Consider the following 13598-nt stretch of genomic DNA (forward strand, 5'->3'; position numbering starts at 1 on the left):
TTGTAGCCGTGACCAGCGGATTAAAGGAGAGAGAAAAATGGCACAGAATCCAGTAGTTACAATTGAGATGGAAAATGGCGATATCATGAAAGCTGAGCTTTATCCTGAGATCGCTCCAAACACAGTTAATAACTTTATCAGCCTTATCAACCACAACTTCTATGATGGTGTAATCTTCCACAGAGTTATCAATGGCTTTATGCTTCAGGGTGGAGATCCAGACGGGACAGGAATGGGTGGCCCAGGCTACTCTATCAAGGGTGAGTTCTCAAATAATGGTTTCAAGAATGACCTTAAGCACGAGCCAGGTGTTCTTTCAATGGCACGTACAATGATTCCTGATTCAGCAGGAAGCCAGTTCTTCATCATGCACAAGACAAGCCCACATCTTGATGGCGAGTACGCTGCATTCGGTAAGGTTATCGAGGGTATGGATGTTGTTAATAAGATTGCAGAGGTTCCTACAGATTGGTCAGATCGCCCAACAGAGGAGCAGAAGATGAAGAAGGTTACAGTTGAGACTTTCGGTGTTGAGTATCCAGAGCCAGAGACAGTATAATTCTATTTGCAATTTATAAAATATCATGGTATTATAACGGCACGCTTTTGGCGTGTCGTTTTTTTCGTTTTATATTCTATAAGTCATTCGACTGTGTTTCACAGGAGAAATATGAAATTTAATACTATTTTTTTATGCTGCACGGTATGGGCGGTAGCTGGAGTGTTGGCTATTGTTTTTGCTCTTATGGGAAGTCTTAAAGAAAAAAGAAAGCATTCAGTTAAGATGATTTATTTAAGGCAGTTTATATTAATGGCTCAAAGCGGTAAAACCTCGGGAGAAATCATTAAGGAGCTATACTATTTCTTTGTTGGTAATGAGCCAATGAGAAAAATTATGCTTAGGGCAATGAATATGCCAAATGTCAAAGGTCTGGATTATATTAATAGAAAAATCGGGTGTGATCCAATGAAGATTCTGCATGGGTTTCTGATAAAAAGGGAAGCGCAAAACAGAAGCAGACCACTGCCTTCGATTCCAGATGATATTATTCAATATTTCATTGATTTGACAGACCAGTGGGAGGAAGATTATCAGGAGACACTGCGTCTAAGGAGACAAAGAAAGATTAGAGGTACTCTTGAGATTTGCGCTTTCATGCTGGTGAATTATCATCTATATAGCTGGTTGAGAACGGATTTGAGTTTGTGGATATTTGCAATTGTAAACACCCTTGGTGTGGTTTTCTTTATTATTCTTGAAAATGAAAAGACCCAATCGCCATCCAGAGGAATACAGGGACTGTATCATCTGGCAAGTGGAATGGGTCTCATAATCAATATATTTACTGTTGTGTCTGGGTGGCTTGGGCAGGTAGCTTGATGCGAAGCTTTGTGATTCGCTTTTTTTCTACTGCAAGCACACGGATGATGGTGCCATCCTCGGAAACATAGGTCTCACCCACATTAGGGAAATGGTCGAAAGCACCTACTATGTAGCCGCCGATGGTATCGTAATCATCACTTGTAAAGCCCAGTGGAATCAGCTGGCATAAATCTTCTAGATTCATAGAGCCCAGCACCTGATATTCTCTGTCGCTGATTCTAACAAGAGGATCTTCCTCATCTTCATCATATTCATCACGGATTTCGCCTACGATTTCCTCCAGCAAATCTTCAAGTGTAATCATGCCAGAAAGCTCGCCGTATTCATCTAATACGATAGAAAGTGAAGCGGATTCTTCACGCATTTCATCGAAGAGGTCTGATACGTTTTTCATTTCATAGGTGAAGTAGGTATCTCTCAGATAATCTCTTACAGAGAAGTTATCTGAAGGGCCAACCCCAAGAAAATCCTTCATGTTGATGATACCCAGAACCTTATCGGTATCTGGCTCGCAGACAGGAATACGTGTATACATATCCTCTTTGAATACGGCCATCAGCTCATCATAAGTGATATCAGCATCCACCATTGTCATGTCGATTCGAGGAATCATAACCTCCTTGGCACATGCATCTGAGAAATCAAACACCTTGTGAATCATGGTGCGCTCATCCTGTTCAATGGCGCCACTTTCATGGCTTACATCTACCATGGTACGGATTTCTTCTTCAGTGATGGTCTCATCCTTGAAATCTGGGTCAATGCCAAAGAGCCGGATAAAAAGACCAGCAAGGAAATTAACGATGGCAATCACAGGAGTGAGTATCCACATGAGACCGCCTACTGCAGGTGCATATCTGAGGCTCAGCTTAGTGGAATTTAATGTAGCCAGAGACTTAGGAGTAATCTCACCAAAAATTAATATCAATAGAGTAAGAATTCCTGTGGCAATTCCAGCACCATAGTTGCCAAAAATTTGAATTGCAAGAGTGGTAGCAAGTGATGACGCTGACAGATTAACTATATTATTCCCAATAAGGATGGCAGAAAGCATCTTTTTGGGACGGTTAATAACGTTTAACACTCTAGAAGCTTTTTTGTCTCCATCATCAGCCATGGTCTTAATCTTAATTTTATTTACTGTTGTCAGAGCTGTTTCTGCTGATGAAAAGAACCCAGACAAGCCCAAAAGAATAAAAAGAATTATCAACTTAATTAACAAGTGAACATCCAAATGTAAAAATCCTCCTTAAAACACAAAGATAATATCTCTATTTGCGACATATTATAACACATAAGGATAGAAGTGGGGAAATTTACATGAACTGAATTTAATGCATATTTAGTATAGTATTTTCTCTTAAATTGCTTTAAAGTTATTATTAGATTTTTTTAGAGAGAAGAAGAGTTTATGAAGAAAAAACTGCTTATATTAGCATTAGCTATAGCTGCAACAGCCGGTTTTGCTGGATGCAGTAGGTACAATCAAAAAGAGATTGAGCTTAGAGACCAGGGCATAGCAGCCATGGATGAGGGTAGATATGAAGATGCCATTGCACTTTTTGATGAGGCCTTGGGGTGTTCCATTGGAACGGTGACAGACCTGGAGCTGGATGTAGATTATTTTAAGGCAGCAGCCCAGTTTAAGAATGGACAGTTTGAGGATGCAGCCACTACATATTCATACCTTATTAAATATGATGAGAAAAACTATAAGCCATATTTCTTAAGGGGCAGCATATATGCCAGCGAGGGAGAGATTGGTCAGGCTATCAAAGATTATGATGCTGCAGTAGCCATAGATGAGAAGAACTACTTACTTTACATAGAGATTTATGAAAACCTTAATGCTTTGGGATATACAAATCAGGGACTTGCCTATTTGAACAATGCTTTAGAGGTCACAGATAAATCTCCTGAAGCAAAATACTTTAAGGGTAGAATTTATTACATGCTTGGGCAGACAGCGGAGGCGGAGAAGCTTCTGAAGGAAGCCATCGAGAAGGATGTAATAGATGCAAAGCTTTATCTTGCCAAGATTTATCAGGACACTGGGGATTATGTTTCAGCCCAGGATCTTTTGGAAGAATATGCAGAATCCGATCAGGTAACAAGCGATGCTCTGGGGACACTTGGAGATATTGAATTATCCAGTGGCAATTATGACAATGCGCTGGGTTATTATGACGCTGGGTTGAGTCTCGATTCCATCGGCAATATGCCTCAGCTCATGAAAGGCAAGGCAGCAGCCCTTGAAAAGCTATACAGATTTGATGAAGCAAAAGAGGTTATAACACAATATCTTGAGTCTTATCCTAACGATGAGGAGGCAGCAAAAGAGTTAGTGTTCTTACAAACCAGGTAATTTTCTGAAAAGACGCACTACAATATGTGGTGTGTCTTTTTTGTGTTTAAATACTAAATATTGTGTGTGTTGAATCGTGATTCTACTTAGAAAATTATCAAAACTCAAAATCAATTTTAGGTAATTATGACGAAAAACACTATATATGGGTTTAATCATTGACCCACCACCCTATATTTTGTAAACTATAATCAGTCGAGAAAACCTTGGAAGAACGCTTTAGTTAGGACATCGGACAGGTTCATTGGGGAGTCCTTTTAGGGGAGATTTTAATATGAGAAAGGAATATTGGTGAGAAGAATTGTTTGAAGTTGTAAAAAGAGATGGGGAAATTGCAGAATTTAATTTAGGCAAGATTAATGATGCCATCGCAAAGGCATTTGAGGCTACTGGGAAGGAATACAACGACGATATAATTGGCTTACTATCACTTCGTGTTTCAGCAGATTTCCAGAGTAAAATCAAATCTGGCAAGATTTCTGTTGAGGATATCCAGGACTCTGTTGAGAACGTATTAGAGCAGACTGGATATACTGACGTTGCAAAGGCTTACATTCTATATAGAAAGCAGCGCGAAAAGATGCGTAACATGAAGTCTACCGTTCTCGATTACAAGAACGTTGTGGATAGCTATGTTAAGGTAGAAGACTGGCGTGTAAAAGAGAACTCTACAGTTACATATTCTGTAGGTGGTCTCATTTTATCTAACTCTGGTGCTATTACAGCTAATTACTGGCTTTCAGAGATTTATGATGAGGAAATCGCCAATGCTCACCGTAGTGCAGATATTCACATTCATGATCTTTCGATGCTTACAGGCTACTGTGCAGGCTGGTCATTAAAGCAGCTTATACAGGAAGGCCTTGGTGGCATCACAGGAAAGATTACATCAGCTCCTGCAAAGCACCTTTCAGTACTTTGCAATCAGATGGTAAACTTCCTTGGTATCATGCAGAATGAATGGGCAGGAGCACAGGCTTTCTCTTCATTTGATACTTACCTTGCGCCATTTGTTAAGACTGATAATCTTTCATATGAAGAAGTTAAGAAGTGCCTTGAGGCATTTATATATGGTGTAAACACACCTTCACGTTGGGGTACACAGGCTCCATTCTCAAACATCACTTTAGATTGGACAGTACCAAACGATCTTGCAGAGCTTCCAGCTATCGTAGGTGGCAAGGAGCAGGACTTCAAATACAAGGACTGCAAGAAGGAAATGGATATGGTCAACAAGGCATTCCTTGAGATTATGATTGAGGGTGATGCTAATGGACGTGGCTTCCAGTATCCTATTCCTACATATTCTATTACTCGTGATTTTGATTGGTCAGATACAGAGAACAATAGATTATTATTCGAAATGACAGCTAAGTATGGTACACCATACTTCAGCAATTATATTAATTCAGATATGGAGCCAAGCGATGTTCGTTCTATGTGCTGCCGTCTCCGTCTTGATCTTCGTGAGCTTCGCAAGAAGTCAGGTGGATTCTTCGGTTCAGGCGAAAGCACAGGTTCAGTAGGTGTTGTTACAATCAACCTTCCTCGTATTGCATATCAGGCAAAGGATGAGGCAGATTTCTATGCTCGCCTTGATAAGCTTATGGACATCAGCGCTCGTTCACTTAAGATTAAGCGTGGTGTTATCACAAAGCTTCTTGATGAGGGATTATATCCTTACACAAAGAGATACCTTGGTACATTTAACAATCACTTTTCTACAATCGGTCTTATCGGTATGAATGAAGTAGGTCTTAATGCTAACTGGCTTCGTGCAGATATGACTAGCGAGAAGACACAGCAGTTTGCAAAGGATGTTCTTAATCACATGCGTGAGCGTCTCTCTGATTATCAGGAGATGTACGGAGACCTTTACAATCTTGAGGCTACTCCAGCAGAGTCTACTACATACCGTTTTGCAAAGCATGACCGTGAGCAGTTCCCAGACATTATCACAGCTGGTAAGGAAGGCGATACACCATTCTATACAAACAGCTCACACATGCCAGTAGAATATACATCAGATATCTTTGATGCTCTTGAGGTTCAGGATGAGCTTCAGACACTTTATACATCAGGTACTGTATTCCACGCTTTCCTTGGCGAGAAGCTTCCTACATGGGAGTCAGCAGCAAACCTTGTTCGCAAGATTGCTGAGAACTACAGATTACCTTATTACACCTTGTCACCTACATACTCAGTATGTAAGGAGCATGGCTACATCTCTGGCGAGCACTACACATGCCCACACTGCGGAAAGCCAGCAGAGGTATACAGCCGTATCACAGGCTACTACCGTCCAGTACAGAACTGGAACGAAGGTAAGACACAGGAGTTCAAGAATCGTAAGCTTTACGATATCGCAGGTTCTGTATGCCGTCGTGCAGGAGAGCAGTATCAGGAGCGCGTAGCAAAGGAAATGCCTAAGGTTAATCTTGAGATTGTATCAGAGGAGCCAAAGACAGGTGTTAAGTATCTCTTCACTACAAAGACATGTCCAAACTGTGCACGTGCAAAGGAGATTCTTGAGGACGAGGAGTACATCCTTGTAGATGCTGAAGAGCAACAGGATCTTACAAAGAAGTATGGCGTTATGCAGGCACCTACACTTGTAGTTGTTAACGGAGATGACGTTAAGAGATATGCTAATGCAAGCAACATCCAGAAGTATGTTGATGAAAATTAGTCAATAAAATCGAGATAATACACAGGAGATGTGGCTATAATGCTACATCTCCTTTTTTGTGTGATTCTTATGTAGAAAACTCATGGCAATAAAACACGTTTTTTGGCAAGAAAGTCGGATTGACCCTCTTAGATAATCATGATAAATTATCATTTGTGATAAATTTGTGAAAAAAGTATGTCCTATATGCGGAAATGACACACAATTGAGCTTTTCGTATAATTTGTCACGAAGTATTGAGAAAGGGAAAATGATATTGAAAAGGCACTTCAAAATCGCCACGTTAAGACGGCTAGTGGCGTTGACGATGCTTTCGGCATTGTTATTTAGTAACACCGCCGTATACGCCGATACGGTCAGTGAAGGCGAGCCTTCACAAGAAGAAGTAGTAAGCGAAACAGGTAATACAGATAGTTTAAGTAGTACATCATCAAGTAATTCTAGCAATAATCTTAACAATACCGTTTCTGGTACAGACATCACAGAAGACAACAACAGTAATACTACAACAGAAGAAAATACAGATTCAGATTCATCTGAGAGAACAGTTTCTTTAGATCTCTCTGATGATGAAACTTCAGACACTCTTGATTTAGCTTCTATGCTCACAGAGAGCAAGACCAATAAGTCTAAGACAGAAAAGACTGAGGAAGAGAAGAAAAAGGAAGAGGAAGAGAAGAAGAAAAAAGAAGAGGAAGAGCGTAAGGCTCATGAATGGGACTGCTTCTGGGGCAACCACACATGGGAGAAGCAGGACGAGTTACATACCTTCACTTGGAGAGATGGCGTTCATTATCATGAGGATGTTTACAAATGTAAATATTGTTCAGAGGTAAAGTACGACAATCGCCAGCAATGCACCTTTGAAGGCGACTTCAAATATGATTCATGCTTCGATAATACTTGCAGAAATGGAAGATATTATCACATCGAGTCTAGAGCATGTACAGTGTGCCACGAGCAGAAAGAAACACAGTACGTAGAATGCTCAAGCGAAGAGCTTTCATATAAAAGCAAAGAGTCTCATAACCACGTGGTATCTGGTAAGTGCGCAGTATGCGAAAATGATTTCCACTATATAGAGAATTGTAATTTCGTTTCTGTAGAAGGAAATGAGAAGCTTAAGCGTTGCGATAAAGAGGGCTGTTTAAACTTCGAGGATTGCAGAGAATCTAAGCCAACTATTGACGCTGAAGGAACATTAGTATCTGGCGGTGCTGGCACATACGATGAGGATATCGACTGTGTAATCTTTGATGGTCAGATGCAGGTTAAGGTTACAGCTACAATCGAAGCTCTCAATGACGAGAAGCTCGAGGATGTTAAATCTGCACTTTGGGCAACACTTTGTGTTACATCAAATAAGAACACAGAATATATCAAGTTAGAGCCAACTTCCTTTTCAAAGGGCGTTGCTGTATTTAACTGGAAATCAGCAGAAACATATAGCAGCACAGCATATATCTCTGGTGTCGAGGTTGAGTATTCTCTCGGAGAGAAGCTTAAGGATGGCAGCAGAAGCGATGTACAGAGAACTGGTAATGATCACAAGGCTCTCAACTACATTCTTAGAAATGTAAGTGAAGATTGCGCTGTAGCTGATTTCACTAGCAAGGTTACTGGCGGAAATGGCTGGGAGCTTAACGCGTGTGATATCAACAAGACATGGTACTCAAAGAATGTTAATAAGGATGATTTAACAATCACTTATTCAGGCAGAACTGCAGCTCCTGTAAAGGCTGATACAGCTACAATCGAAGAGGTAGATGCTAACGGAAAGGCACTTTCTACTGCTAAGGTAAAGGCAACAGTTGAATCTAAGCCTAAGAAGGTAGTAGTTGGTCACTTCTTATTTATCATCCCTATTTACGACATTGTATATGAAAATACAATCAAGGGTGTTGTTCCAGCTGATAAGGATGGCGAGCACCTTTACAGAGTAAACTTTGAGGTACAGGGATATAAGTACCACTCAGTAGATATTCATACATATATTGATAATACAGCACCTACATATAAAGATGCTGAGTACAAGTCAGAGGCTAAGAGATTAAATGGCAAGTTCTTCAACAAGGCTGTAGAGTCTACAGTTAAGGTTGATGACGCTCATCTTAGCACATGCTCATACATTGAAGTATCTGGCGCAAAGTCATTCTTACAGAATGATGCAAAGAGCATTAGCCTTTGCACAGATAAAGAAGGCGTACACACAGTTACTGGTACTATCTATGATTTAGCAGGAAATAGCACAGAGATTAAGAACCAGAAAGAGTTCGTTATCGATACAACTGCTCCAAAATATGAGAAGCCAGTTTACACATCAAAGGCAGAGAGATTAAACGGAAAGTTCTATAACGAGGACGTAAAAGTTTCAGTAAAGGTTTCTGATTTATATCTTAGCCAGGAATCCTTCATCGAAGTATCAGGCAAGCAGGCAAACTTAGCAGAGGATGCTGATACAGTAGAGCTTGTTGTTAAAGAAGAAGGTGAGCATACAGTTATCGGTAAAATCTACGATTTAGCTGGAAACTGTACAGAGATTAAGGATCAGGACGAATTCATCATTGATAAGACTGCTCCAGTTCTTAAGATTACCTTTGATAATCATAATGCTAAGAACGAAAAGTACTATAAAGCAAACAGAACAGCTACATTCGTTTTCACTGATAAGTACATCGATGAGAAGGAAGCTAGCATGAGCTTTGTAAAGCTTAACGAAAAGGAAGGCAAAGCTACTGTTAATGAGATGAAGGGCTCAAACGGTAAGTACGAGGGCTCAATCGTATTTGACAACGATGGTTTCTACTCAATTGGTGATATTACATTAGTTGATAAGGCTGGTAACAAGTTTGTATTTGCTGAAGGTAGCGAGAAGGATTACAACGCTGAGTTCGTAATCGATAAGACAGCTCCTACATTAAAGATTACATTCGATAATAATACTCCTGATGAAGAACACCAGAAGTATTACAAGGCTGATAGAACAGCTACATTTGTTTTCGAGGATAGAAACATCGATAGCAAAGAAGCTAACATGAGCTATGTAAAGCTTAATGAAAAAGATGGTAAGGCTACAGTTAACGAGATGACTGGAGCTGATGGTAAGTACAAGGGTTCTATCGTATTCGATAAGGACGGTATTTACTCAATTGGTGAGCTTACCTTTGCTGATAAGGCAGGTAACGAGTTTACATTCACTGAGGGACATGACAAGAATTACAACGCTGAGTTCGTAATTGATAAAACTGTTCCAGAGATTAATGTTGAGTTTAACAATAACAACGCATTAAACGGCAACTACTTCAAGGCTGCACGTAAGGCTGAGATTACATTCACAGAGAAGAACTTCACAGCTGACCGTGTAACATACGAGAGAGTTAACGGTGACTTAAGTGTTCTTCCAGGTCTTCAGACATACTCAAATAAGGGTACTAGGAACACAACACATATCGACTTCGATAAGGATGGTCGCTATGGCTTCACACTCGTTTGCAAGGATATGGCTGGTAATGTTTCAGAGAAGTTCATTTCAGACGAGTTCGTAATTGATATGACTCTTCCAGAGATTGAGATTTCTGGTGTTGAGGATATGTCAGCAAACAATGGCAAGGTTGCTCCTGTAGTTGTTTCTAAGGACGCTAACCTTACAGATGCTTGTACAGAGATTTCCCTTGTTGGTTCAAACAACGGAAAGGTTACACCAAGCATTTCAAAGACAAATGGTACAGAGACATTTACATACTCATTTGCTGATATGGCACATGAGAAGCAGAATGACGACCTTTACACATTGTCAGTTAAGCTTACCGACCTTGCTGGTAATACAGTAGAGAAATCAGTTAAGTATTCACTTAACAGATTTGGTTCTATCTTCGTTCTTAGCGATGCAACAAAGGCTATGGTTGATGGTTACTATGTAACAAAGCCACAGGATGTTGTTATCACGGAGATTAACGTAGATAGCCTTACAAAGAAGGAAGTTTCAGTAGCTTTCGACGGTAGCGTTAAGGAGCTTAGAGAGGGGGCCTCATTTACAACAAATGACACTACAAACTCTAACGGATGGCATTCAATCAGCTACAACGTTGGCAAGGCAAACTTCAAAAAGGACGGTATTTACTCAGTAACAGTATTCTCTGAGGACAGAGCTTCTAACAAGCAGAGTAATCAGTCAAAGGATGCTGAGATTGAGTTCCTTCTTGATAAGACAGCACCAAGTGTTATCGTTTCAGGTCTTGAGGATGGTGGAATCTACGAAGAGGAGAGCCACGACTTCTCAGTAAACGTAACAGACACAATCGGTGTAACAGATATGAAGGTATTCTTAAATGACGAGAAGCTTGCTAGCTTCACAGCTGCAGAGCTCAATGAGAATGGTGGTACAGCAGTACTTACTATTCCTACAAAGGATGATTACCAGAAGGTAACAATCAAGTGTACAGACGTTGCAGGCAACGTTGCAAAGCTTGAGTACAACAACCTTCTTGTATCAGTTAAGGCTGAGGAGTTATTACTTGAGGACAACCTCACACCTACAGCTAAGCTTGATGCAGGTATTCCAGCAGTTGCATCTGCTCTTAGATCATCTAAGACTCTTGTAGCAGGAATCATTCTTATTATTGCAGCTTTTGGTTTAGCAGGAGCTACTGTTTATAAGAAGAAAAAGCACTAATTAAAATATTTTTGTTACTGCTCACGGTCAGATATTCTGACTGTGGGCGGTAGCAATTATTTAATAATTTGAACCAATAGCTGAGCCTTCAGTTATTAGCTGAGATTATTAATAATGTTATGAAATAAAAAGGAAGAGTAGGAGAAAAAAATGAAATTATTAAAGAGACTTTGTACATTCCTCGTTGCTATGGGGATTGCCTTAGCACCAGTAACACCTGTTGCAGCAGTAGACAGTGTCGTAGATGCAGAGACAGCTAAGCAGGGCGTTGTTCAGGTAAACACAGTTATCGTAGATGAGAATTCAGAAAAGCGTCTTGTTATCGGTGGTGCAGGATTCATCATCGGTGATGCAGAAGGCACTGAGTATGTTATTACAAGCAAGCACATTGTTAGCCCTGATCAGGAGACATTAGGTGCAGCATGCCAGTACTATGGATTAGTTAGCGGCAACGATACTTCTATCAACCTTAGAATTGCTACAGAGGTAGTTATCGAGGGGGACGTTGTATTAAACGCTTCTGTACTTACATCTAGCAACGAGCTTGATATGGTAGTGCTTCAGCTTCCACAGCCTATTTACACAAGAACACCACTTAAGCTTCTCACAAACAAGAAATATGACGTAAATAATCTTCCATATGGTGAAGAGGATGCTGTATATGCATTAGGTCTTCCAGAGATGGTTTCATATGAGTCAGAGACACAGTATTACTCTGATCAGCAGGTTCAGATGTCTTACGGTGAGATTAAGAGCCTTGGCATGTTCGAGGGTGTTCAGGTAGTAGAGAGTGATGCTGCTACAGATTTAAATAATTATGGTGGTCCACTTGTAGATCAGAACGGATATGTCATCGGAATGAATTTACCAATGCATGACGGTGAGAACAGCTGTGCTTTAGATTCTACAAAGATTGCAAAGATTTTAGATGGACTTGGAGTATCTTACTCTCAGGTAAACAGTGTTCCAAAGGACGAAGTAGAGGATGAGGAGACTGTTGAGGCTAAAGCTAAATTTAAACAGCCAGTAGCTACTCCAGCAGCAAAGTCTAACAAGGGCATTTCAGAGACAATGATAGTTGTAATCAGCCTTGTAGCTGTATTCGTCGTTGTATGTGGTGTGGCAGGTCTCATTCTTTTCTTTGTAAATAGAGATAAGAGTGATAGTGCAAAGCCAAAGAAGGAAAAGAAGGTATACAACGGTCCAGTTTTCGATATGGATACTACACCTAAGAGTTCAGTAAAGATGACTGCATCAAAGACTCCACAGCGCAATATGTTAAACATGGCTCAGCCTAAGACAGCTGCAAGTGATGAGACTACAATTCTTAGTGCAGTACCTTCAAACGATGGCGAGACATCATTACTTAGCGAGGAGCTTAACGTACCACAGAATCTTGGAACTCTTGTTAGAAAGAGAACATCTGAGAAGATTTCCCTTTCTAAGTCAGATTTCGTTATCGGTAAGGACGCTTTACATGCTGATTACTGCATCGAAAAGAACAGCTCAATCAGTAGAAAGCACGCCATGATTACAAGCGGAAGAAATGGTGCTTACATTCAGGATTGCAATTCAACAAACGGTACTTTCATCAATGGAACAAAGCTTGAGAGCGAGCGTGCCGTACTTTTAAATAATGGAGATATTATCAAGCTTTCAAATGAAGAGTTCGAGTATCTTGCATAGGAAATAAATTATGGGTTTTAAAGTAGATGCCTATTCAGATATAGGCACCAAAAAAAGTGTTAATCAGGATGCTTTGTTAATAAAACAGGCAAAGGCCGCAGGCTATGGGAATATCTGCATGGGTGTTCTCTGTGATGGCATGGGAGGTTTGTCATGTGGAGAAGTAGCAAGTTCAGCCTTTGTTAACAGGATGGACACTTGGTTCAAAACAGAGCTTCCACAGTTACTTTTAGATAGAAATATAACTGAGCCATTGAAGGGAACAGCTGATATTAGTTCTACAGGTCATCTCCTTACAAAGGTAGAGGGGCAGTGGAAAAAGGTTGTCACAGAAATGAATGACAGGCTCAAGGTTTACGGAAATGAGAACGGCATTCGCTTAGGTACAACTGTTGTAGCAATCATCATAGTCGGAGAAGAATACATGACTATGAATGTCGGAGATTCCAGAGCATATCGCTTCAATAAAAAGCAGCTTGCTCAGGTATCTCACGATCACAGCTACGTTCAGCAGCAGCTGGAGCTTGGCCGTATGACAGAGGCGGAGGCACTGGCAAGCGATAAGAAAAGCGTGCTTTTACAGTGCATAGGTGCTTCGGAAAGTGTTTCGCCAGATTTCTTCACAGGAAAAATAGAGAACAATATGAATTTCCTATTATGTTCAGATGGACTTTGGCGAAAGCTTGTAGAAAAAGAGATTATGGGCATCGCCCCACAACGTAACGGTATTAAGAAGTTGACCGAAATGGTTATGAAGCGTGGAGAGACAGACAATATTTCAGGTCTTATTATCTCCATTTAA

Annotated in this window: 8 protein-coding genes; 7 read left to right on the top strand and 1 reads right to left on the bottom strand. The window is 40.4% G+C overall.

Annotated features, from left to right (window positions below; genetic code table 11):
* Positions 1–37 precede the first annotated feature (37 nt).
* Positions 38–559 carry a peptidylprolyl isomerase gene (locus BLP54_RS10775; RefSeq protein WP_090169515.1) on the top strand — a complete coding sequence of 174 codons (522 nt, stop codon included), beginning with the start codon at positions 38–40 and terminating at the stop codon, positions 557–559.
* A gap of 111 nt (positions 560–670) precedes the next feature.
* Positions 671–1381, top strand: a complete 711-nt coding sequence (locus BLP54_RS10780) for a hypothetical protein (RefSeq protein ID WP_090169517.1) — start codon at positions 671–673, stop codon at positions 1379–1381.
* Here the strand turns inward: BLP54_RS10780 and BLP54_RS10785 are convergent.
* Positions 1344–2618 (bottom strand): HlyC/CorC family transporter, encoded by a 1275-nt coding sequence (locus BLP54_RS10785; protein WP_090169519.1) that lies wholly within the window; start codon positions 2616–2618, stop codon positions 1344–1346. The two genes, BLP54_RS10780 and BLP54_RS10785, sit on opposite strands and share 38 nt — an antisense overlap.
* 177 nt (positions 2619–2795) lie before the next feature.
* On the opposite strand from BLP54_RS10785, the gene BLP54_RS10790 reads away from it, so the two are divergent.
* From BLP54_RS10790 to BLP54_RS10810, 5 genes are all read left to right on the top strand, one after another.
* Positions 2796–3749: a tetratricopeptide repeat protein gene (locus BLP54_RS10790; RefSeq protein ID WP_090169521.1), complete on the top strand. Its 954-nt coding sequence runs from the start codon at positions 2796–2798 to the stop codon at positions 3747–3749.
* A gap of 301 nt (positions 3750–4050) precedes the next feature.
* Entirely contained in the window at positions 4051–6438 is a 2388-nt protein-coding gene (locus tag BLP54_RS10795; protein ID WP_090169523.1) for a ribonucleoside triphosphate reductase, read from the top strand.
* Between the two features lie 307 nt (positions 6439–6745).
* A complete protein-coding gene (locus BLP54_RS10800; RefSeq protein WP_143002016.1) occupies positions 6746–11110 on the top strand; it encodes an Ig-like domain-containing protein in 4365 nt (1454 codons plus the stop codon).
* A 150-nt stretch (positions 11111–11260) separates the two neighbouring features.
* Positions 11261–12796 (top strand): FHA domain-containing protein, encoded by a 1536-nt coding sequence (locus tag BLP54_RS10805; RefSeq protein ID WP_090169527.1) that lies wholly within the window; start codon positions 11261–11263, stop codon positions 12794–12796.
* 10 nt (positions 12797–12806) lie between these two features.
* Positions 12807–13598 (top strand): PP2C family protein-serine/threonine phosphatase, encoded by a 792-nt coding sequence (locus BLP54_RS10810; RefSeq protein ID WP_090169529.1) that lies wholly within the window; start codon positions 12807–12809, stop codon positions 13596–13598.

Origin of the sequence: Pseudobutyrivibrio sp. 49, assembly GCF_900100545.1 — a bacterium.
Classification (GTDB): Bacteria; Bacillota; Clostridia; order Lachnospirales; family Lachnospiraceae; genus Pseudobutyrivibrio.

Bases quoted from the DNA above. Each gene is read 5' to 3' on its own strand.
- BLP54_RS10775 (WP_090169515.1), top strand. From the start codon at position 38: ATGGCACAGAATCCAGTAGTTACAATTGAGATGGAAAATGGCGATATC.
- BLP54_RS10810 (WP_090169529.1), top strand. From the start codon at position 12,807: ATGGGTTTTAAAGTAGATGCCTATTCAGATATAGGCACCAAAAAAAGT.
- BLP54_RS10790 (WP_090169521.1), top strand. From the start codon at position 2,796: ATGAAGAAAAAACTGCTTATATTAGCATTAGCTATAGCTGCAACAGCC.
- BLP54_RS10805 (WP_090169527.1), top strand. From the start codon at position 11,261: ATGAAATTATTAAAGAGACTTTGTACATTCCTCGTTGCTATGGGGATT.
- BLP54_RS10800 (WP_143002016.1), top strand. From the start codon at position 6,746: ATGCTTTCGGCATTGTTATTTAGTAACACCGCCGTATACGCCGATACG.
- BLP54_RS10780 (WP_090169517.1), top strand. From the start codon at position 671: ATGAAATTTAATACTATTTTTTTATGCTGCACGGTATGGGCGGTAGCT.